Annotated in this window: 20 protein-coding genes and 1 pseudogene; 7 read left to right on the top strand and 14 right to left on the bottom strand. The window is 61.3% G+C overall.

Annotated elements, in window-relative coordinates; translation table 11 throughout:
- Positions 1-9 precede the first annotated feature (9 nt).
- From ACIQV9_RS15340 to cpaB, 6 genes are read right to left on the bottom strand one after another with little or no spacing between them, the layout of a single operon-like run.
- Positions 10-900 (bottom strand): type II secretion system F family protein, encoded by an 891-nt coding sequence (locus ACIQV9_RS15340; protein ID WP_403102819.1) that lies wholly within the window; start codon positions 898-900, stop codon positions 10-12.
- Entirely contained in the window at positions 897-1781 is an 885-nt protein-coding gene (locus ACIQV9_RS15335) for a type II secretion system F family protein (protein ID WP_403102816.1), read from the bottom strand. Before ACIQV9_RS15335 ends, ACIQV9_RS15340 begins: the two co-directional genes overlap by 4 nt.
- A 10-nt stretch (positions 1782-1791) precedes the next feature.
- A complete protein-coding gene (locus ACIQV9_RS15330; RefSeq protein ID WP_403102813.1) occupies positions 1792-3072 on the bottom strand; it encodes a CpaF family protein in 1281 nt (426 codons plus the stop codon).
- Positions 3069-4265, bottom strand: a complete 1197-nt coding sequence (locus ACIQV9_RS15325) for a CpaE family protein (RefSeq protein ID WP_403102810.1) — start codon at positions 4263-4265, stop codon at positions 3069-3071. Before ACIQV9_RS15325 ends, ACIQV9_RS15330 begins: the two co-directional genes overlap by 4 nt.
- Positions 4262-5521: a type II and III secretion system protein family protein gene (locus ACIQV9_RS15320; protein ID WP_403102808.1), complete on the bottom strand. Its 1260-nt coding sequence runs from the start codon at positions 5519-5521 to the stop codon at positions 4262-4264. The genes ACIQV9_RS15325 and ACIQV9_RS15320 overlap by 4 nt, the downstream gene beginning before the upstream one ends.
- A gap of 21 nt (positions 5522-5542) precedes the next feature.
- Entirely contained in the window at positions 5543-6490 is a 948-nt protein-coding gene (gene cpaB, locus ACIQV9_RS15315) for a Flp pilus assembly protein CpaB (RefSeq protein ID WP_403102805.1), read from the bottom strand.
- Between the two features lie 325 nt (positions 6491-6815).
- Here cpaB and ACIQV9_RS15310 point away from each other — a divergent pair, with 325 nt between their 5' ends.
- Together ACIQV9_RS15310 and ACIQV9_RS15305 are read left to right on the top strand one after the other, a co-directional pair.
- Complete coding sequence (locus tag ACIQV9_RS15310) at positions 6816-7013, top strand: Flp family type IVb pilin (protein WP_403102802.1); 198 nt, start codon at positions 6816-6818, stop codon at positions 7011-7013.
- Positions 7014-7097: 84 nt separating this feature from the next.
- Positions 7098-7511: a response regulator gene (locus tag ACIQV9_RS15305; protein WP_403102799.1), complete on the top strand. Its 414-nt coding sequence runs from the start codon at positions 7098-7100 to the stop codon at positions 7509-7511.
- 109 nt (positions 7512-7620) lie between these two features.
- Here ACIQV9_RS15305 and ACIQV9_RS15300 read toward each other — a convergent pair whose 3' ends face one another.
- On the bottom strand, positions 7621-8475 hold the full coding sequence (locus ACIQV9_RS15300; protein ID WP_403102797.1) for a MaoC family dehydratase: 855 nt from the start codon (positions 8473-8475) through the stop codon (positions 7621-7623).
- A 3-nt stretch (positions 8476-8478) separates the two neighbouring features.
- Positions 8479-9831: a 3-oxoacyl-ACP reductase gene (locus tag ACIQV9_RS15295; protein ID WP_403102795.1), complete on the bottom strand. Its 1353-nt coding sequence runs from the start codon at positions 9829-9831 to the stop codon at positions 8479-8481.
- Positions 9832-10053: 222 nt separating this feature from the next.
- Between ACIQV9_RS15295 and ACIQV9_RS15290 the strand changes: the two genes are divergently transcribed.
- Positions 10054-11331, top strand: coding sequence for an acetyl-CoA C-acetyltransferase (locus ACIQV9_RS15290; RefSeq protein ID WP_403102793.1), 1278 nt, complete (start codon positions 10054-10056; stop codon positions 11329-11331).
- Here the strand turns inward: ACIQV9_RS15290 and ACIQV9_RS15285 are convergent.
- On the bottom strand, positions 11318-12346 hold the full coding sequence (locus ACIQV9_RS15285; protein WP_403102790.1) for a bile acid:sodium symporter family protein: 1029 nt from the start codon (positions 12344-12346) through the stop codon (positions 11318-11320). The two genes, ACIQV9_RS15290 and ACIQV9_RS15285, sit on opposite strands and share 14 nt — an antisense overlap.
- Positions 12347-12430: 84 nt before the next feature.
- Between ACIQV9_RS15285 and ACIQV9_RS15280 the strand changes: the two genes are divergently transcribed.
- Positions 12431-13222, top strand: a complete 792-nt coding sequence (locus ACIQV9_RS15280; protein WP_403102787.1) for an AraC family transcriptional regulator — start codon at positions 12431-12433, stop codon at positions 13220-13222.
- 125 nt (positions 13223-13347) lie between these two features.
- Here the strand turns inward: ACIQV9_RS15280 and ACIQV9_RS15275 are convergent, their stop codons facing one another.
- Both ACIQV9_RS15275 and ACIQV9_RS15270 read right to left on the bottom strand, forming a co-directional pair.
- A complete protein-coding gene (locus ACIQV9_RS15275) occupies positions 13348-14076 on the bottom strand; it encodes a methyl-accepting chemotaxis protein (RefSeq protein ID WP_370654461.1) in 729 nt (242 codons plus the stop codon).
- 129 nt (positions 14077-14205) lie between these two features.
- A pseudogene (locus ACIQV9_RS15270) lies at positions 14206-15294 on the bottom strand (cache domain-containing protein); the annotation flags it as partial.
- A 446-nt stretch (positions 15295-15740) separates the two neighbouring features.
- Between ACIQV9_RS15270 and ACIQV9_RS15265 the strand changes: the two are divergent.
- Positions 15741-16634 carry a PA4780 family RIO1-like protein kinase gene (locus ACIQV9_RS15265; protein ID WP_123369234.1) on the top strand — a complete coding sequence of 298 codons (894 nt, stop codon included), beginning with the start codon at positions 15741-15743 and terminating at the stop codon, positions 16632-16634.
- Positions 16635-16851: 217 nt separating this feature from the next.
- Positions 16852-18069 carry an MFS transporter gene (locus tag ACIQV9_RS15260; protein ID WP_403102783.1) on the top strand — a complete coding sequence of 406 codons (1218 nt, stop codon included), beginning with the start codon at positions 16852-16854 and terminating at the stop codon, positions 18067-18069.
- Here ACIQV9_RS15260 and cueR read toward each other — a convergent pair.
- The 3 genes from cueR to ACIQV9_RS15245 all read right to left on the bottom strand — a co-directional run bounded on the left by cueR (position 18023) and on the right by ACIQV9_RS15245 (position 21473).
- Positions 18023-18436, bottom strand: a complete 414-nt coding sequence (gene cueR / locus ACIQV9_RS15255; protein WP_403102781.1) for a Cu(I)-responsive transcriptional regulator — start codon at positions 18434-18436, stop codon at positions 18023-18025. The two genes, ACIQV9_RS15260 and cueR, sit on opposite strands and share 47 nt — an antisense overlap.
- Positions 18433-20826 (bottom strand): heavy metal translocating P-type ATPase, encoded by a 2394-nt coding sequence (locus ACIQV9_RS15250; RefSeq protein ID WP_403102779.1) that lies wholly within the window; start codon positions 20824-20826, stop codon positions 18433-18435. Before ACIQV9_RS15250 ends, cueR begins: the two co-directional genes overlap by 4 nt.
- 263 nt (positions 20827-21089) lie before the next feature.
- On the bottom strand, positions 21090-21473 hold the full coding sequence (locus ACIQV9_RS15245) for a hypothetical protein (protein WP_109627809.1): 384 nt from the start codon (positions 21471-21473) through the stop codon (positions 21090-21092).
- Positions 21474-21620: 147 nt separating this feature from the next.
- Here ACIQV9_RS15245 and ACIQV9_RS15240 point away from each other — a divergent pair, with 147 nt between their 5' ends.
- Positions 21621-21818: a heavy-metal-associated domain-containing protein gene (locus ACIQV9_RS15240; protein ID WP_403102776.1), complete on the top strand. Its 198-nt coding sequence runs from the start codon at positions 21621-21623 to the stop codon at positions 21816-21818.
- Positions 21819-21940 lie beyond the last annotated feature (122 nt).

Raw genomic sequence — 21940 nt, 5'->3', positions numbered from 1 at the left:
TCGCTCCCTCTATGAACCAAACGCCCGGGACAGGGCGGTGAAGCCCGGACCGGCGAGTACGATCAATAACGCCGGGAAGAGAAACAGCATCATCACGGCGGACATTTTGGCGGACATCTTGGAGATGTATTCCTGCAAGCGCGTCAGGCGCCGATCATCGAGCAGCAGTTTGAGCGCCAGCAGGGATTTCATCGCGCCGCCGCCCTGATGGATCATCTGCTCAAGAATCACGCAGGTTTCGGTGAACTCGTCTACCGCCAGCAAGCGGGTGGCCTTTTTCAGCTCCTCGCCCAGCTCCAGACCAGAGTCGACCCGAGTCAGGACCAGTCGCAGTTCATGGGTCAGGGCCGGCATCAACTGTTTGCCGTCATCGCTCAAGACGCGCAGCGATTGCTCCACCGCCATGCCGGACTCGAACAGGATGCGCAGCAGTGGAATAAAGATGGAGATCTCTGTCGCCAATTGTTTTTGCCGGCGTTGCGCGGCCGCGGCCAACCAGCGTTTGGGCAGCAGGTAGCCGATGGCGGTGGCGAAGGCCGGGGCGATCCAGTGATTATCCGCCTGCGGAAAACATGTTCCCTGAATCAGCAATGTCACAACCAGCGCCAGCATCGGCACACCCACTTGGAAGGCCGCGAACAGCGAACGTTGGCGGGCGCTGCGCCAGCCCAGGCGGTTGAGTAGCGACTGGGTTTCGTTGTCGAGCTTGACCGAGTGCTGACCGATCCGGCTGCTGCCCAACACCTGCAACCAGTGCCCGACGCGGTGGTCGCTCGGCAGTTTTCCATCCAGCCGTTGGGTGACCTGGCGAGCGCGCCGACGCTGATCCAGCAGACCGCTGAGCAACATCAGCATGGCCCCCAGAAACAACACAGCGCTCATCAGCAGCGCTGTCTTCATACGCTGCGCAACATGCGATAAAGCGCCAGGCTACCCACGACCTGCAGGCCGAACGCCGATGCGAGCATGAGTTGCCCCGAGCTGTCGTGCCACATCGCGAGCAAGTAGTGAGGGTTGGTCGCCAGGAAATAGCCAGCCAGGCCAATCGGCAAACTGCCCAGGACCCACGCCGTCACCCGGGTTTCACCGGTCATGGCGCTGAGCTGGCGCGCCGCCTGTTCGCGTTCGCGGATCATCTTGATCAGGTTCTCCAGCAGTTCGCTGCCATTGCCGCCGTAGCGATGATTAACCTTCAAGCCGAGGGCGAACAAACGCAGTTCGTCTTTCCCATACAGCTCGGCGAGGTCCGAGGCGGCTTCCGGCAGGCTGACGCCCAGTTGCACGTTGCGCTGGACCCGGCCCATGGCATTTTTCAGCGGGTCTTCGGCGGCATCGATGGCGCCCAGCACCGCATCCGACAGGGTTCGTCCGGACTTCAAGCTGCGCACCGAGTGATCGAGCAACGTAGGCAATTGTTCGATCATGCGCTTGAGCCGACGCTGGTAACGCCAGCTGATATAGAGTCGCAGGATCAAGGGTGGCAGGAGCAACAGCGCGAGCAAACCACCCCAGCTGCCGATGGCAAACCCGATCAACACACCCAAGGCCCAGAGCAGTAGCCACAGGCCGAGGCGCTCGGTGGGCCGCCCCAGGCCAGCACGCAAAAAGGCGCTATCCAGGCCTGCCCACGACGATTTCGCCACCTTCTTTTCCGGTTGGCCCTGAGTCAGGCGCTCCAGCACCCGCTCGGTGCTGGTCTGGCGCAAACCACGGTAGAACAAACGAATCGACAAGCCGAGCAAAGCCAGGCAAATCAGGGTGAGCAGCAGCGGTTTGAGCATGCCGTGGCCTTCAATACAGGGATGGAGAAAGCGCCGGCTCGCGGCGCAGTTTGCTACCGGCGGGGTTGACCGCTTCGCGCAGAAAACCGAAACCGCTACGCCGGTCGAGCCGGAACAGCGTGTTGGTGACATACACGTCGTCGCGCAGGCCGATCACCTCCACCACTTCGCTGACGCAACGGCGACCATCGGGCATGCGCGTCAACTGGATCACTACGTCCAACGCCGCGCAGATCATTTGCCGCAGGGTGCGTTCGGCGATGGTGCGACCCGTCAAGCCCACCAGGGTTTCCAGGCGCAGCAGGGCATCCTGGGCGGTGTTGGCGTGCACGGTGCTCATGGACCCGTCGTGCCCGGTGTTCATCGCCGTGAGCACGTCGACCACTTCGACACCGCGAATTTCACCGAGGATGATCCGGTCGGGGCGCATCCGCAGGGCGTTGCGAATCAGGTCGCTGGCCTTCACTTCGCCGTGGCCTTCGGCATTAGGCGGGCGGGTTTCCAGGCGTACCACGTGCGGGTGGCCCAGTTGCAGTTCCGCCACATCTTCGATGGTGACCAGCCGTTCGTGAGGATTGATCAATTGGCTGAGGATGTTCAGCAGCGTGGTTTTACCGGTGCCGGTGCCGCCGCTGATCAGAATGTTGCAACGCTTGCCCACAGCTTCCTGAATGAACTCGAAGATCGCCTGATCGATGGTTTGCATCGCCATCAGGTCGGCGCTTTTGAGCATGTCCTTGCGAAACTTTCGAATCGACAGGCAAGGGCCGTCGAGGGCAATCGGCGGAATGATCGCGTTGACCCGGCTGCCGTCCGGCAGGCGCGCATCGACCATGGGCGAAGACTCGTCGAGGCGTCGGCCCAGAGGCGCGAGGATTCGTTGCATGACCCGTTCGACGTGATGGGCGTCGATAAAACGCAGGTCACTTTGATGCAGCACACCGTCGCGCTCGACGAATACGCGATGTGGGCCGTTGACCAGAATCTCAGTCACCGCCGGATCACGCAGCAGCACTTCCAACGGACCGAACCCGGTCAGTTCGTCGACGATTTCTTCGGCCAGACGCTCCATCTCATACCGGGAAATCGCCAGGTGCAGTCGGGCAATGTACTCGGCCACCTTGTCGATGACGAACTGCGCCAGGGCTTGGCGCGAACCCTCCAGCAGGTTTTTTCCGGACTCCTCGATGGCGTCGATGATGTAGCGGTGAAGCACCAGCTTCAGGCCTTCGTGGTCGGTATTGCCGCAGGTGTTGCGCACAGGTGCACCGAACAGTTTTTCACCGCTCATAGCGCGCCCCTCAACCGGTTGAACCAACCGGTCTTGGGTTTGACCAGGGCTTCTGAGCGTTTTGCCAGTCGTTCGCCGAGGGTGCGCAGGCCTTGTGTCAGGCTTTCCCGGGGGGCCAGTTCGAACAGGGTCAGGCCCTGGTTCTTGGCGTTGAGTCGCACCTGCGGGTTGTAGTCCAGGACCGCGATGATTTCCATGCCGAAGCTTTTTCCCAGGGTGTCTGAGTCGGGGGCGACGTTGCGCAGATAGCGGTCCACCAGCAACCTGGCGTGGTCGAGCTTCATGCCTTTTTCGCGCCAGCGGTTGAGCACTGCCAGATTGCGCCGGCAGTCGAGCACGTTCTGATCGGTGTACCACAGCAGCTTGTCGCAATGGCTGACAAAGGTGCGCAGCGCTTCACTGTCCGGTTGGCCGGTGAGGTTCACCACGATGTGCTGGAAGTGTTGGCGCAAGGCGCTGAGCAACATGTACAACTCGGCGGCGCTGGTGTGCTCCAGCGGCTCATCGTTGCCGGCGTAGGCGAGGATCCGTAACCCGGCGTCGCAACAGGTGAACGCGCTGTCGATCAGCGTGGCGTCCAGGCGCCGCAGGTGTCGCAGTGCATCGCCAAAATGAAACGAACTCTCCAGCCCGAGCAAGGCCAGGCTGTCACCGCGCGGCAGGCCAAGGTCGAGTAACAGCGTTTGCTGACCGCTCTTCTGCACCACTTGCGCCATGTGGTTGGCGAGTAGCGCGCCGTCGGCGTTGCTCTGCACGCCGTAAAGCACGGTCAGGCCACCCAGTTGCGTGTTCGATGCCACGGGCGGCAGGCGTTTACTCAGGCGTCGCACCAGGCCGGCGACTTCACTGGAACGCGAGCCATAGGCGACGAAATCCCGCGCACCGGCGCGCATCGCATTGAGGACGAGCTGGTTGTCCATGCCGTCGCCCAACGCGACGATCGCCAGCATCGGCTTGGCTTCAAGGGCGCCCTCGATCAACGCGCTCTGAGCCACCACGTGTTCGCGATCCAGGCCCACGAACACCAGGCTGGCGCAGGTTACGTCCACCAACGCCAACAGTTCGTCGAGGCTGCCGCTACCGGCACTGACGACCTGGCCTAGAGGGGCGAGGGCACCTTGCAGCCACTCAAGGTCTGTGCCATTGCGGGTGATCGCCAGGAAGGTCTGACTCAAACTTTGGTTCTGGCTCATTGCGATAACCCGCTGCGTTTATCGAAGTTGCCGTTTTCGAGGAAGTACAGGCGATACCAGTTCGGGTCGTAGTTGCGCAGGTTTTCACCGGGCAACGAGGGCAGCTGCGCATTGGCGGCCAGGGGCTGAACCAGGTGCGGCGTGACGATCATCAGCAGTTCGCGCTCCTCGCGCCGGATCGATGAATTGCGAAAGAACGCGCCGAGAATCGGTATGTCGCCCAGGCCTGGAAACTTGCTGACTTCTGACGCGTTGTGAGTGCTGATCAAGCCGCTGATGACGAAACTCTCGCCATCGGCCAGGGAAATACTGGTGTCGGTGCGGCGAATGGTAAACGCCGGGACGGTGGTGCCGCCGATGGTCACGCCGTTGATGTAGTCCAGCTCACTGACCTCCGGTGCGACCTTGAGGGCGATGCGATTGTTGCTGACCACCGTCGGCGTGAGGGTCAGGCGGATACCGAATTCCTTGTACTCGATTGAGTAGCTGTTGCTGTTGGCGCTGGGGACCGGGATCGGGATTTCACCGCCCGCGAGAAAACTCGCGCTTTGCCCGCTGATCGCCACCAGGCTCGGCCGCGCCAGGGTGTAGGCGAAACCGCTGCCTTCCAGGGCATTGATGATGGCGAGGAAATTACCGCCGCCGGCGACGATGTTGAACATGTCGTTGGCCAGGGGAATGCTGGGCACGGCGATGCGCGGATCGAGGTTGCGCAGTGGAAACACCCTGGGGGTCACGGCGGTGTTCGGCACGGTGCCGGGGGAGCTGAACAGGAAGTTTGAAGTCTTGCCGAAAATGGAGGTGCCGGCCTCTTGCAGTTTGGTCCGGCTGACTTCGACGAAGCGAATGTCGGTCTGCACTTGCGACGGCAACAGTGGGTCATCGGACGGTTGCGCAGCGCTGGTCATGGCGGTGGTGGCCCGACCCTGAACGAACACCATGCTCTGGCGCGGCGCGCTGGCGCAGGCCGTCCAGACCATCAGACTGGTGGCGCCGGGCGCCATGCCGGTGATCAGGTACGCCTGGTTGCCATTGACCCGCACGTCGGCGATTTTCGGATCGCCCACCGCCACCCGCGTGATCGCCACGGGCGATTGCAATGCCTGTTGCATCCCTTCACCAACTTCCAGCACGGCCGGCAAAGGGCCCAGTGCTGCGCAGTTGCCGACCGCTGCGAATGTCAGGGTGAGCGGCAAGCCGCTCAGCAGGGAGACCCAGAGCAGGCCTTGAAACACGGACAGGGTACGGCTGCGCATTGAGATGCGTCCTTGTTCGACTCAGGGGGTCTGTTGCGTGACTTCGTTGCCGCGGATGATTTCCACGCTCGACTTGCGCGGTGCTGCGTTGACGCTTGCGGTTACGGGTTTGGCAGGAGCGGTCATGGCCAGTTGGCTGAACTGGATCAACTCGCGACTGGCGTTGGCGAGGTTGGCCGCTGAGTGGGTTTCGCCCGCCCAATAATGAGCCAGGCGTTTTTCCTCGGCGCTGCGTACGGCCAGCCGCAAGACGCCGGCCTGGGCCGCGAGCATCAGGCGACTCAACAACGGCTCGGGCACAGCGAGCAGGACGCTGCGAGCGCTGGCGCGCAGTTGTTCTTGCTTGAGTTTTTCCTCATTGCTGCGGGCTGGGCTTGAGGGTTGACCGTCGTTGGTCAGCCCTAGCTGTTCGCCCACCCCCAGCACCCGCAATGCCGGCACCACCAGTTGAGCCGAAGGCTGCGGATTATTATTGTCCATGCGTAAAAACAGCAGCACATCGACATAGTCCCCCGGCGTCAGCTGCCCGCCAGCGTTGATCACTTCGTCCACCGCGACGGCGAGGGCACGCTCATCGGGACGGATCATCCGCGCCAGCCTGCCGCCGGCTTCGAAACTTTCATCATTGAGCCAGCTGCCGGCGGTCAGGGCGCGCCACGGCGTACGGCCAATCGCTTGATCAAGGCGGGTCAGGCTGCCGGCCGGGACGGTGCGCAGTTTTTCCAGGGTCACGTCGTCGGCGGTGATCTGCACGAACGGCGCGATGTCATGCAGCAACACCACCACCGGTTGGCGAGTGGGGTCATTTACCGGCACCGCGGCCTGGGCGGTTGGCGCGGTCGGAATGATGGCGGGTTGCGCGACAGGCTCGGGGGGCGGTTGACGGCTCAGCGTGAAGCCCCAGTAACCGGCAATGATGGCGCCCACCAGAAACAACCCGGCCAGGCCCAGAGTGATACGACTGTTCATGACGGCTCTCCCTTTCCTGCTGCTTAAGACCCCGTCACATCTAACGAGACAACTTCGCAATCAGGCAGCTATGAACATGGAACTAATTCGCTATTTAACGGTAGCGCAGGCAAAGCAAAACGCCACTACTGATCGGGAAATATCTGGCGAAAAGTAGGAGGCTAAAACGCCAAACGTTATTTTTTCATGTAGGTCGGCCCGTTAATACTTAAGTATTAATGCGTTCTTACAGTTGTTGGTATGGGGAATGCCGACAATGCTGATGCTGGCATAGGGGAGTCATGTTGCGATCACGTAACACCCGCAGTCAGTCAGGAGACGTGTCATGTCCTTCACCAAAGTTTCTCAGACGTTCAAATCCGTCACCGCGTCCTGCAAAAGCCTGGTCAAAGATACCGAAGGGGCTTCAGGTATCGAGTACGCGATTGTCGCCGCCATGGTGGCGGTCGTGATTGCGACGTTTAGTACCACTATCCCCGCTGCGATAACGACCGTTTTCAACAGCATTCTGGCTGCGCTATGACGTCGGCGCGATGGGCGTTGCTCGCATGCTAAGCCGTCAACCCGGGGCTAACTGTCATTGCCCCGTTCATTGCAGGTATCGGCCATGAACTCTCTTGCACTCCCTCGACAACAGCTACTTCTGGTCGATGATGAAGAGGATGCATTGCTGGAACTCGCGGAATTGCTGGAGGGTGAAGGCTTCAATTGTTTCACCGCAACGTCGGTCAAGCTTGCATTGCAGCATTTGACGCGCCATCCCGATATCGCCTTGGTGATCACCGACCTGCGAATGCCGGAAGAGAGCGGCATGTCGCTCATCAAGCGATTACGAGAGCATACGTCCCGCCAGCATTTACCCGTGATCGTGACGTCCGGGCATGCGGACATGGAGGACGTCAGTGACCTGTTGCGCTTGCAGGTACTAGACTTGTTCCGCAAGCCGATTTATCACGTGCGGTTATTGGAGACGCTGGACAATCTGTTTCCACAACCGAAAGTGCAATTCAGCATTATATAAATTGACCCCATCATTTTGAGGTGCGCGTTCTGATCCTGTTCGGTGGTGTCTGAAGCACCGCCTTCGCGAGCGTGCTCGCGATAGCGATGTTTCACGCACCAGAGATCAATCAGGCAATCGGCCGCCAATGCCCCACCATGTGCTCCAGATCCCCCGCACCCACCAGCTGAAAGTCCCCGATGGACCCTGCCGCGCTGGCCAGCAACGTGACCTCGCTCGGTAACCGTACCGGTTTCCTGAACTGCACCGCAATCTCGGCATTCGCCGTGGGCAGATGCTCACTCAACGCCGCCAATGTCCGGGCCTTGTTCCACAGTCCATGAGCAATGGCGGTCGGAAAACCAAACAGCTTGGCGCTCGCCGCACTCAAATGAATCGGGTTGTAGTCGCCGGACACCTTGGCGTATTGCCGACCAATGTCCGCCGGCGCTGTCCAGCGAGCCACCTCCATCATCTCCAGGGTTGATGCCAACACTTCCTCGACCGGCTCGCCTTCCAGCTTGACCCCGCGGCACAGCATCTGGCTTTCAGCCTCCCACAGCGGGCCCAATTGATCGTCGAGCGACGTCACCAGATCGAACGTCGTACCCTTGGCGTGCGGTTGCAGGTTCTGCACCTGCACGCTGACCCGCACTCGGCTCACCCCGCCCATGGGGCGCAAGACGCGAATGCGATTGCTCAGATGAATCAGCCCCAGCAGCGGGAATGGAAAGTCCTTGGCCGTGAGCAATTGCATCTGTAATGCGAACGCCAGAATGTGTGGATAGGTAGGCGGCAGCAACCCGTTATCGGCAAACCCGCAGACCTTGCGGTACGCCGCCAGGCGTTTCGGATCGACCTCGACCCAGCAGCGCAACCCCGTGTCGGGCAACGTGGTGCCGGTGATTTTGCGCCGCGATGCCGCCTTCACGTACAGGCCCGGCAGGCTCGGTTCTCGGTTAAGGATGTGCCAATCGGTGATCATCTTTTAAGCCCCCAAGACGCTTTGGCCGCAGACTCGCAATGCTTGCCCGGTGAACGCGCCGGTCCCCGGTTGAGCGAGCCACGCGACTGCTTCGGCGACGTCTTGTGGCAGGCCGCCCTGGCCCAATGAACTCATGCGTCGCCCGGCCTCGCGGATGCCGAATGGCAGGTGCGCGGTCATCTGGGTTTCGATGAACCCCGGTGCCACCGCGTTGATGCTGATGCCGCGTTGACTCAGCAGCGGCGCCCAGGCCTGGGCCAGACCGATCAGCCCGGCCTTGCTGGCGGCGTAGTTGGTCTGCCCGCGATTGCCGGCGATGCCGCTGATGGACGCCAACAGAATCACCCGCCCGTTGTCATGTAAGGCGCCGCTGTCGAGCAGTGCCTTGGTCAGCACTTGCGGCGCATTGAGGTTGACCGCGAGCACCGCGTCCCAGAACTCCGGGGTCATGTTGGCCAGGGTTTTGTCGCGGGTGATGCCGGCGTTGTGGACCACGATGTCGATGCCGTCGGGCAGGTGTTCGATCAACTGTGCGGCGGCATCGTCGGCGCAAATGTCCAGGGTGATGCTGCGCCCGCCCAGGCGTGCGGCGAGTGCATCGAGATCGGTTTTGGCCGGCGGCACGTCGAGCAGAATCACCTCGGCGCCGTCGCGGGCCAGAGTTTCGGCGATGGAGGCGCCAATGCCGCGCGCGGCCCCCGTGACCAGTGCTTTGCGCCCGGTCAGTGGCCGAGTCCAGTCCGACACCTGCGTAGCGCAGGCCTGCAAACGAACGACCTGACCGGACACAAACGCACTTTTGGGCGAGAGGAAAAACCGCAGCGGCCCTTCGAGTTGATCCTCGGCGCCCTCACCGACATAGATCAGTTGCAAGGTGCCGCCGCTGCGCAACTCCTTGGCCAGCGAGCGACTGAAACCTTCCACCGCACGCTGTGCGCTGGCGGCGAACGGGTCGGTCAACGTCTCTGGCGCACGCCCCAGAATCACCAGGTGCGCGCTGTGATCGAGGTTTTTTATCAGCGGCTGGAAGAACTCGCGCAGCTGTTTGAGCTGATCGGTCTGCACCAGATCGCTGGCGTCAAACACCACGGCTTTGAGTTTGGGGCCGTGGCCGGGAATCCACTCGGTGGCCAGGGAAGGCTCGGCGCCGTAGCTGTAGATTGCGTCGGTCAGGCGGTTGGCGAAGGTGCTGACTTTCTCTGTCAGCGGGCCGCCGCCTATCAATAATGCCCCTTCGACAGGCCGCAGCCGGCCTGCTTGCCAACGCTCCAGGCGTACCGGAGACGGCAGCCCCATGGCCCCGACCAGGCGATGGCCGATGGAGGAATTGGCGAAGTCGATATAACGGTCAGACATGGAACGCACTCCGGCAGCTGGGGTTCAAAGTGTGGACCACGAATGGCAATCAGTCGTTCGATCCACGAGATTAGGCCTACGCTTGAACAGTGTAGGAGCGAAGCTTGCTCGCGAAGACGATGTTTCATTCCGAGGAGATATTGAATGTGCCGGCGCCTTCGCGAGCAAGCTTCGCTCCTACAGGGCTGGTGTTTACATTGGATTTTTTGACAGGAGCTTTTCATGACTCAGCTGCGCCGCGTCGCGATTATCGGCGGTAACCGTATCCCCTTCGCCCGCTCCAATGGGTCGTACGCCACCGCCAGTAACCAGGCGATGCTCACCGCCGCGCTCGAAGGCCTGATCGAACGCTACAACCTGCATGGCCTGCGTATCGGCGAGGTGGTCGCGGGGGCGGTCCTCAAGCTGTCCCGAGACATGAACCTGACGCGTGAGTGTGTACTCGGTTCACGGTTGTCCCCTTATACGCAGGCCTATGACATCCAGCAGGCCTGCGGCACGGGTCTTGAAGCGGCGTTGCTGGTCGCGAACAAGATTGCCCTGGGGCAGATCGATTGCGGCATTGCCGGTGGCGTCGATACCACCTCGGATGCGCCGATCAGCGTCAGTGAAGGTTTGCGCCGGGTGCTGCTGCAAGCCAATCGCGCCAAGACCACCGGCGACAAACTGAAAACCTTTCTGCAACTGCGTCCCCGGGACTTGATCCCGGAGTTCCCGCGCAACGGCGAACCGCGCACCGGTTTGTCCATGGGCCAACACTGCGAATTGATGGCCCAGACCTGGAATATCCCCCGCGAAGAACAGGATCAACTGGCGCTGGAGAGCCACCAAAAACTCGCGGCTTCGTACACCGAAGGCTGGCACAACGACCTGATGACACCGTTCCTCGGTCTGACCCGCGACAACAACCTGCGCCCGGACCTGACCCTGGAAAAACTCGCCTCGCTGAAACCGGCCTTCGAAAAAAGCGCCAAGGGCACGATGACGGCCGGCAACTCCACGCCGCTCACCGATGGCGCGTCGCTGGTGCTGCTGGGCAGTGAAGAATGGGCGAAGGAACGTGGCTTGCCGATCCTCGCGTACTTGCGCGACGGCGAGGCGGCGGCGGTGGATTTCGTCAACGGTGCCGAAGGGCTGTTGATGGCGCCGGTGTACGCGGTGCCGCGTCTGTTGGCGCGCAACGGCCTGACGCTGCAGGACTTCGACTACTACGAAATCCACGAAGCCTTCGCGGCGCAGGTGCTTTGCACGTTGAAGGCCTGGGAAGATCCCGAGTATTGCAAAACCCGTCTCGGTCTCGATGCGCCGCTGGGTTCCATCGACCGCCGCCGCCTCAACGTCAAAGGCAGTTCACTGGCGGCCGGGCATCCGTTTGCCGCGACCGGCGGGCGTATCGTCGCCAACCTGGCGAAGTTGCTCGACGCGGCGGGCAAGGGCCGAGGCTTGATCTCGATCTGCGCCGCCGGCGGCCAGGGCGTGACGGCGATTATCGAGCGCTGATCAGTTCGGCGTTCTGCTGCGCGATGCGTTCACGGTTGCGGTTGGCGTAGTTCTCGGCCATCACCGAGCAGACGATCAGCTGCAGCGGGTGATATATCATGATCGGCAGCAGAATCAAGCCCAGGCCCGGATTGGCACCGAAGATCAACGCGGCCATCGGCGCACCCGCCGCCAGGGATTTTTTGCTGGCGCAGAACACCGCCGCGATCTCATCGGCCGGGCTGAACTTCAAGGCGCGGGCGGTGCGGGTGGTCATCCACAGGATGACCGCCAGCAGGATCGCGCTGCCGATCAGCGCACTGAGAATCACGCTGAAGCCCTGTTTTTGCCACATCCCCGAGACCATCGAGTTGCAGAACGCCGAGTACACCAGCAACAGAATCACCAGCTTGTCGACGATGTTGGTGTAGCGCTTGTGGCGGGCAAAGAACTTGCCGAGCAACGGCCGCAACAGTTGGCCGAGCACCAACGGCACCAGCAACATGGCGCAGAGGTCGAGCAGGGTTGAGCCCAGATCGATGCCGCCGGCACCGCTGCCGACCACCCAACTCACCAGCAACGGCGTCAGAAAAATCCCCAGCACACTGGACAGGCTCGCATTGAGAATCGCCGCCGGCACGTTGCCGCCTGCGCTGCCGGTCAGGGCCACGGAAGACGAAATGGTCGACGGCAGGGCGCAGAGGTAGAAGAAGCCGAGCATCAGCAGCGACGGAATGTGCGAGCCCAGCAGTTTGTCGCTCAGCAGCCAGATCAGCGGGAACACCGCGAAGGTGAAACCCTGAACCATCACGTGCAGTTTCCAGTTCTTCAAGCCATGGCTGATCTGCTCGCTGGACAGGTTGACCCCGTGCAGGAAAAACACGAGGAACACGCCGATGTTGATCACATACTCGGCATGCATTGCGCCGCCCGTGGCGCCGAAGACCGGGAAGAAATACGACAGCAACGTGGCGATCAGCATGCCGCACAAGAACCAGTCGGTGACCACGCGTTTGAGGTGTTTGAAGGCATGCATAACGGGCACCGAATACATTTGTAAGAATTGATGACTTAGCCTAACGTCGGGCCTGTCTGCCGTCTTGCGACATAAGGCCAATCAATGCCGACTAACGGACAACTTTCCCTCGAACGGGCCATTCCGACGCTTAAGGCGTTGCCGCGTCCTCTGTTCGCGCGGGCGGAAAGTCTGAATGCCGGGTCGTGGACGCCACCTCATCGCCACGATTGGGTGCAGTTTTCCTACGCCATCAGCGGCGTTCTCGGCGTGCACACGACTGAGGGCAGTTTCTTTGCGCCGCCGCAGTGGGGGATCTGGATTCCGGCCGATCTTGAGCACCAGGTGGTGACCTCGACGCGTGCCGAGATGCGCAGCCTCTACGTGCGCCGAGAGGATTGCGAATGGGCGGACGGGCGTTGTCGGGTGCTGGAAGTCACGCCGCTGGCCCGGGAACTGATCAAGAGTTTTTGCCTGCTGCCGGTGGAATATCCACAGGGCGAGAGCCAGGAAGCGCGGTTGGTGAATGTGCTGCTGGATCAGTTGGCGAATCTGCCGGAGGTGGGGTTTTCCCTACCGTTGCCACGGCATGAGCGGTTGCTCGGGTTGTGCAATGAGCTGATCGAAAATCCGGAGCACAGCGTGACGTTGCAGGAATGGGCGCAGCGCCTGGGCACGTCGGAGAAGACGCTGATGCGCTTGTTTCAGCGCGAGACCGGGTTGAGTTTTCGCGGGTGGCGGCAGCGGATGCGGTTGCTGTCGTCGTTGAGTTTGCTGGAGGAGGGCGGCAGCGTGACCAATGCCGCGCTGTCTTGCGGGTATGACTCGACTTCGGCGTTTATTGCGGCGTTCAAGGGGTTGTTCGGGTTTACCCCTGGAGAGTTGTTTCGGCAGTGAAGGCCCCTTCGCGGGCAAGCCTCGCTCCTACAAGGATCGCGTCAGTACCAAGATCAGGTATGACTCGAAACCTGTAGGAGCGAGGCTTGCCCGCGAATGGCCGCGAAGCGGCCACCGATTCTGGATCAGGTCCTGAAGCGGCGAACCAACCCATCCAGCTCATTCGACAATCCGGCCAGGCTCTGCGAATCCAGTCGCGCCGAGTTCGCCAGTTCCGCCACCAATTGCGCATCGCCATGGATCTGGCTGATGTGCCGATTGATGTCTTCAGCCACTTGATGCTGTTCTTCCGCCGCCGTGGCGATCTGCGTGTTCATGTCGCGAATCACATCCACCGACTCACGGATCAGCCCGAAACTGCTGCGCGCTTCACCGATGCGGGTCACCGATTGTTGCGACACTTCCAGGCTTGCATGCATCTGCTGAGTCACTTGGCTGGTGCGCTTGGCCAGGTTGCCCAGCAAGCCATCGATTTCCGCCGTGGAATCCGCCGTGCGTTTGGCCAGCGCCCGGACTTCATCCGCCACCACCGCAAACCCACGACCTTGCTCACCGGCCCGGGCTGCCTCAATGGCGGCGTTCAGTGCCAGCAGGTTGGTCTGTTCGGCAATCGAGCGAATGGTCCCGAGGATCGACTGAATGTCGTTGCTGTCGCGTTCAAGCTGTTGCATCGATTGCGCCGACTGTTCGATTTCCTGGCTCAAGCGATCAACGCTGGTCACGGCTGCATCAATCTGTTGCTGGCCTTGACGCGCCTGACGCTGGCCACTGTCGGCGGATTCCGCCGCCTGGCTGCAAGAGCGCGCAACTTCGTTGGCGGTGGCGACCATTTCGTGGAACGCCGTGGACACCATGTCCACCGCCTCACGCTGGCGTCCGGCGGCTTCGGCCATGTCGCTGGAGACCTGGGTCGAGCTCTTGGAGGTGGCGAGGATTTTGGTAGCGGCGCCGCCGATGCTTTGGATCAGGTTGCGAATCGCCGTCAAGAACTGATTGAACCAGTTGGCCAGTTGCGCGGTTTCGTCGCTGCCACGGATTTCCAGGTTCTTGGTCAGGTCGCCTTCGCCTTGGGCGATGCCTTCCAGACCGCTGGCCACGCTGCGGATCGGCCGCACGATGACACTGGCGAAACTGGCGCCGAGGATGGCGAAGAACACCGCCAGAACGGCAGCGATGATTGCGATCAGCCAAGTCAGCTGGGTCGCGGAGCTCATCACGTCGTTTTGCTTGATCAGGCCGATAAAGGTCCAGCCCAACTGCTCCGACGGCCAGACGTTGGCCATGTAGCGCTCGCCGTTCAACTCGACTTCCACCAGGCCTTTGCCAGCCTTGGCCAGTTGCGCGTAACCCTCGCCGAGGCTGCTCAAGGCTTTGAAGTTGTGTTCCGGTCGCTTCGGATCGACCAGCACGGTGCCGGTGTTTTCCAGCAGCATCAGGTAGCCGGTTTCACCCAGTTTGATCTGTTTGACGATTTCGGTGAGCTGCTTGAGCGTCACGTCGATGCTGACCACGCCGCCGTTGCTGCCCAATTTGTTGTCGATGGTGCGCACGGTGCTGACGTAGGTCGCATCGTCCTGGGCCCAGTAATAGGCCTCGGTACGGAATGGCTTGCCCGGTTTGGCCTGGGCCGCTTTGTACCAAGGGCGCTGGCGCGGGTCGTAATTGTTCAGCTTGGCATCGTCTGGCCAGGACACGTAACCGCCGGCCGCAGTGCCGAGGATGGCATAAGCGTAGGACGGATGGCTGTTGCCCAGGTCCTGCAGGAGGCTGAAGACCTTTTTGTCCATCTCGCCCTGGGGAATGCTCTCGGCGTTGGCGCTCATGTAGGTTTTTAGGCTGTCGTCGGAGTTTTTGATCAGCGGTTGTTTGGCCAAGTAGTCGACGTTCTGGCTGATGCCGTCGAAGAACAATTGCATGGCGTTGCTGACCTGACGAATTTCGCGACCACTGCCGTCGACGAAATTCTCCTTGGCGTCACTGCGCAAGTTCAGCACCACGAGGGTGGCGACCAGCACCACGGGCAAGCAAGCGATGATTGCAAACGCCCAGGTCAACTTCTGTTTGATGTTCATCCGCGCTCCAGATTTTTCTTGTAGGCCCACGCAGTGCAGATGACTCGCGGATTATTGGCAGCCGTAAACGTTATTGATCACCCGGATCCATGAGCGCGCCATCGTTTTTGTTGTCGGAACGATTGTCGGACAAATCACTCTGTCACTGAGGACTTCGGCTGAATCAAGGGGAAATTTAGGCCTGTTGAGAAATATCCTACGAAGGGTATGAATTCAGGTGTCAGCTTCTGTCGCAAATGCCTTCAAACCCCTTAGCCACCAAGTGGCGCAGGCTCAGCTATGATCTCGGGCGGCCGATGACGACCGAACGGGGTTGGCCGATTAATTCGGCACATTGTGTGCTTCACGACGTTCATAGGTCGGCAACCCCTCCCCCGAACGAGTGGATTGCCGTATAACGAATGACTTTCGCGTGTTTGGTAATAAAGGACCCCCAATAAAAGCTGATGAAGACTCCAAAACGCATTGAACCCCTGATCGAGGACGGTCTGGTCGACGAGGTGCTGCGCCCACTCATGAGTGGTAAAGAAGCAGCTGTTTATGTGGTGCGCTGCGGTAACGAGCTACGTTGCGCGAAGGTCTACAAGGAGGCGAATAAACGCAGTTTCCGTCAGGCGGCCGAGTATCAGGAAGGCCGCAAGGTGCGCAACAGCCGTCAGGCTCGAGCGATGGCCAAAGGCTCGAAATTCGGCAAGAAAGAAACCGAAGACGCCTGGCAGAACGCCGAAGTGGCGGCTTTGTTCCGTCTGGCCGGTGCGGGTGTCCGGGTGCCTCAGCCTTACGACTTCCTTGAAGGCGTGCTGCTGATGGAACTGGTGGCCGACGAGTACGGCGATGCTGCGCCGCGTCTGAACGACGTGGTGCTGGAGCCGGACCAGGCGCGCGAATACCACGCGTTCCTGATTTCGCAGATCGTGCTGATGCTGTGTACCGGTCTGGTGCACGGTGACCTGTCCGAGTTCAACGTATTGTTGACCCCGACGGGCCCGGTGATCATCGACTTGCCGCAAGCGGTCGACGCGGCGGGCAACAACCACGCGTTCAGCATGCTGGAACGGGATGTCGGCAACATGGCGTCCTACTTCGGGCGGTTTGCGCCGGAGTTGAAAAAGACCAAGTACGCCAAGGAAATGTGGGCCCTGTTCGAAGCCGGCACCTTGCACCCGGCCAGCGTCTTGACCGGCGAGTTCGACGAGCCGGAAGAGTTGGCAGACGTGGGCGGGATCATGCGCGAGATCGAGGCGGCACGCCTTGATGAAGAGCGCAAGCAAGCGGTGCGCGCGGCAGATGATGCGCCACCGGGCAAAACCGAAGAGCCGCCTCCGCCCTGGATGCAGTGATTGGTTAACGAAAAACCCGGCTTCGGCCGGGTTTTTTGTACATGTCCTTTTTTTGGGACCGCGTCATCTGCATCGCGGGCAAGCCACGCTCCCACAGGTTATAGGTTGGCCCTGGAATCCGGGGCCGACACAAAACCTGTGGGAGCGTGGCTTGCCCGCGATGGCGTCAGATCAGACAATCCACAACGACCATGCTCCCCACACTCAAGGACTGAATGTGAACCTCTCCACCCGCAACGCCCAACTGATCATCGCAGCCCGTCTGGTCTCGGACTTCGGCGCGTTCCTCAACATGGTCGCCCTGGCCACTTACGTCTACCTGCTCAGCAACAGCGCCATGAGCGTCGGCATCTTTCTCGCCAGCCGCGTGGGCGGAGGGGTTTTCGCCAGCCTGATCGGCACTTCGTTCTATCGTCGCTGGGCCGGGCGCATTCCGCTGATTGCCTTTGATCTGCTGCGCGCCGGGTTGTTGGGCCTGCTGCTGGTGCTGCCGGTCGCCCAGCAAGCGCTGCTTTTACCATTGATCGCCTTCGGCCTGGGGTTCGGCAACTCAATGTTCGCCATCGGCATCAACAGCCAGTTGCCGCACCTCATCGAAGGCGAGCACCTGCTCAAGACCAACGCCTGGATTACCTCGGCCTCGTCGGCGGCCATGGTCGGCGGAAGCCTGGTGGCAGGGCTGTTGGTGGCGGCGTTTGGCTTTGAAACGGTGTTTGCATTGAACGTGGTTACTTATCTGCTGGCCGCGTTGTTCATCCTGCCGTTGCGGTTTTCGAGACCGGCGTCCGGTACCGAGCCAACCCCGCCGCGTGGTGAGTGGCACGCCTTGCGCCAAGGCCTGCGCAGTACGCCGGTGGTGGCCGCGATGCTCGCCGTCACCATGGCCGACACCCTGGGCAGCGCGGCGCACAACGTCGGCTTCCCGATTATTTCCAGGCTGCTGACCCCCGAGTCAGCCAGCACCACGCTGGGCCTGATGCTGGCCGTCTGGGCCTGCGGAAAACTGATCGGCGCGCGAATCGCCAGTCGCCTGAAAGGGTCGGACAATGCACACCTGGAGCGACGTTTTTTCTTCGGGGTACTGCTGATGTCCTGCGGTTTCATCCTGATGTTCCAGCAGCAGACCCTCTACGGTTTGCTGTTGTTCTCGTTACCGGCGGGGTTGGGAGACGGCTTCTCCGAAGTCGGCCTGATGTCGCGTCTGCAACGTGAACCGGACAGCCTGCGCTTGCCAATCTTCAGCTTGCTGACACTGCTGCAAATGACCGGGTTCGGCGTCGGCATGTTGATCGCCGCGCCGTTCTATTCGTGGTGGACGCCGGGGGTCGTGGTGCTGCTGTTCCACGGTATTCCCCTGACCACGTTGCTGGTGGTGAAGGTGCTCGCGGTCAGGGGCGAACGGCTGGCGCGCAGCAGCCCGACTCCAGGTTCTTGAGGATCGGGCAATCGGGGCGATGGTCGCCCTGGCAGTGCTCGACCAGGTCTTGCAGGGTGTCGCGCAATTGACCGAGTTCGAGGATTTTCTGGTTCAGTTCTTCAATGTGCTGGCGGGCCAGGGCTTTGACGTCGGCGCTGGCTCGCTGGCGGTCCTGCCAGAGGGTCAGCAGCTTTCCCACTTCTTCCAGTGAAAACCCCAGGTCCCGGGAGCGCTTGATGAACGCCAGCGTGTGCAGGTCGTCGTCGCCATAAACGCGGTAGCCGCTGTCGGTGCGATGGGCAGCCCTGAGCAAGCCGATGGACTCGTAATAACGAATCATCTTCGCGCTCAGGCCACTGTGCCGGGCTGCTTGGCCGATGTTCATCGATTGTCCTCCAGGTCCTTGGGTTTCCAGGTTTTCAACAGTAACGCATTGCTCACCACGCTGACGCTCGACAACGCCATCGCTGCGCCGGCCAGCACCGGGTTGAGGAAGCCGAACGCTGCCAACGGAATGCCGATCAGGTTATAGACGAACGCCCAGAACAGGTTTTGCCGGATCTTTGCGCAGGTCTTGCGGCTGATTTCCAACGCGGCGGGTACCAGCCGTGGATCGCCGCGCATCAGGGTGATCCCGGCGGCGTGCATGGCCACGTCGGTGCCACCGCCCATGGCGATGCCTATGTCGGCGGCCGCCAGGGCCGGGGCGTCGTTGATGCCGTCGCCGACCATCGCCACCACGCCGGTTTTCTTCAGTTCGGCGACGGTGGCGGCTTTGTCTGCCGGCAAGACTTCGGCGTGGACATCGGTAATGCCCAGCGCTTCGGCAACCACCTTGGCACTGCCGCGGTTGTCGCCGGTCAGCAAGTGGCTGCTGATGTTGCGTGCGCTGAGTTGTTGCACTGCGTGCAGCGCGCCGGGTTTGAGCGTGTCACCGAACGCGAACAGGCCCAGTACCTTTGGCTCGGGGTTTTGTTCGATCAGCCAGGAGAGGGTGCGGCCTTCGGTTTCCCACGCGGTTGCGGAGTCAGCCAATGGCCCTGCGCTCAAACCGCATTCTTCCAGCAGCCTGCGATTGCCCAAGGCCAAACGACGACGGTCGAGCGTGCCGGCGATGCCACGCCCGGTCAGCGATTGACTGTCGCTGACATCGGCCACGGTCAAACCGCGTTCGGCGCAGGCGTCCAGAACAGCCTTGGCCAGCGGGTGTTCACTGCCACGTTGCAGGGCACCGGCCATTTGCAGCAGGGCGGCTTCGTCACCGTCGATTGCACTCAGATGAGCAATGCGCGGCGCACCCGAGGTCAGCGTGCCGGTCTTGTCGAACACCACGGCGCTGACTTCATGAGCGCGCTCGAGGGCTTCGGCGTCCTTGATCAGAATTCCGTAGCGGGCCGCGACGCCGGTGCCGGCCATGATCGCGGTCGGCGTGGCCAGTCCGAGTGCGCAAGGGCACGCGATGACCAACACGGCGACGGCGTTGATCAACGCAGTTTCGATCGGCGCGCCGTACAACCACCAGCCGATCAACGTCGCCAACGCGATCAACAGAACGGTGGGTACAAACACCTGACTGACTTTATCCACCAGTTTCTGAATCGGCGCTTTGGCGGCCTGGGCATCTTCGACCAGGCGGATGATCCGCGCCAGCACGGTTTCCGCCCCCAGCGCTTGAGTGCGAACCAGCAACCGGCCTTCGCCATTGATTGCCCCGCCGGTCACCTTGTCACCGGGTTGCTTGGGCACCGGCAGGCTTTCGCCGCTGATCAGCGCTTCATCGGCGTGGCTCTGGCCTTCGACCACCTCACCGTCCACCGGGAAGCGTTCGCCGGGTTTGACCATGACCAGGTCGTTGAGGCGCAAGGCGCTGATGGCGACGTCCTGCTCGCGGCCGTCAATCACTTGAATGGCGCGTTCCGGGCGCAAGGCTTCGAGGGCGCGGATGGCGCTGGCGGTTTGGCGTTTGGCGCGGCTTTCGAGGTATTTGCCCAACAACACCAAGGCAATCACCACCGCCGAGGCTTCGAAGTACAAATGCGGCATGCGCCCGGCCGCGGTGGCCCATTCATAAAGACTCAAGCCATAGCCGGCGCTGGTGCCGAGGGCGACCAGCAAATCCATGTTGCCGGCTCCGGCGCGCACGGCTTTCCAGGCGGCCACATAAAAACGCGCGCCGAAGATAAATTGCACTGGCGTGGCCAACGCGAATTGCACCCAGGCCGGGAGCATCCAGTGCACGCCAAACGGTTGCAGGAGCATTGGCAAGACCAGCGGCAAGGCGAGGGTGATCGCCATGATCAGCGCCCAGCGCTCACGGTGCAGGCGCTGTTGTTGCTGATCGGTTTGCGGGTGTTCGACTTCCCAGACACTGGCGCTATAACCGGCCTTGGTGACCGCAGCGATCAAGGCTTGCGGATCGATGTGTCCGAGCAGTTCCAGGTGCGCCCGTTCGTTCGCCAGGTTGACGCTGACACTTTTCACCCCGGGCACTTTGGCCAGCGCCCGTTCGACGCGGCCGACGCAGGAGGCGCAAGTCATACCGTCGATGCTCAATTCCAGACTTTGCTGCGGCACGCTGTAACCGGCCTGCTGCACTGCGTCCATCAACGCCGGCAAGCTGTCGCTGGGCGCCTGGATCCGCGCCTGCTCAGTGGCGAGGTTGACGCTGACGGCAGAAGTGCCGATGACTTTGCTCAAGGCACGCTCGACACGACCCGCGCAGCTGGCGCAGGTCATGCCGGCAATCGGCAGATCGAACGTAGTGGATTCGGACATCGGTCGCGCTCCCTGTAGAAGATGCCTACAGGATCAACCTTGCCATGCTGGCAAGGTCAAGCGCCAGTCTTCAAATCGCCGCAGACCCCATGTGGGAACGGGTCTTGTGGCGAGGGGATTTATCCCCGTTGGGTGGCGAAGCCGCCCCAATACCTGCAACCTCGGCGTATCAGTTACACCGAGTGCACTGGTTTACGACTGCTTCGCAGTCGAACGGGGATAAATCCCCTCACCACTAGGGCTCGCTCCCACAGGGAATTGTTTCAGTAATCGAGGGCGGTGGATTTCAGGTACATCCCTTCCTGCGTCATCGCAATCCGGTACTTCAGCACATCCCCGGCCTTGAGCGTGATGTTCTGCGAGCCCGGTGCGAGCATGCCCGGGTTGCAACCCGGTGCCTGGCCGGGCAACAGTTTGAGGCGCAGGGACACATTGCCCGGCGGCAGGTTGAACGAGGTGCTTTGCTCCTGGAACAGCCGCGCCGACAGCTGGTCCTGGATGTACACGCCGATCTCGCAGGAGGTCGCGACTTCCAGGCGCTCGCGGGAAATGATCAGTACGCCATAGTCCTCCCCGGCGGCTTGAACCGAAGGTGTCGCGGCAAATAGGCTGAGGAAGCCAAACAGGCTGAGAGCTGACCAGCGCATGGCTGAATCTCCTGAAGTCGAGTCATTGATGCACGCAGCTTGGCCGAGCGCGACGCCGATTGCCAGCCCGGCAGACTTCTGCAGAACTTGACCTTGCCATGGTGGCAAGCTCGAGACTGCTCGCAACCTCATAAAAGGAGCCACACCATGCAAGTGTTCAACGTTCAAGGCATGTCCTGCGGTCACTGCGTCAAAGCCATTACCCAGGCGCTGCAAGCCAAGGATCCTGCGGCCAGCGTGCGAGTCGATCTGGCGGCCAAAGAAGTCGGTGTTGAAAGCACGCTGACGAGCGATCAAGTGATCGCTGCGATCGCCGAAGAAGGCTACGACGCCAAACTCGCGTAAGCCCAAGCACAATCCCCTGTAGGAGCGAGGCTGAACTGGTCCAGTAATTTTGGACATTTTTTTCGGTTCTCACGCCGCCAGCTTTTCCGCTGCTACAGGTGAGTGGTAACCGTTGTAACTGT

Origin of the sequence: Pseudomonas sp. NPDC099000 (assembly GCF_044759925.1) — a bacterium.
GTDB lineage: Bacteria > Pseudomonadota > Gammaproteobacteria > Pseudomonadales > Pseudomonadaceae > Aquipseudomonas.
This window is presented reverse-complemented; position numbering and strand designations above follow the sequence as displayed.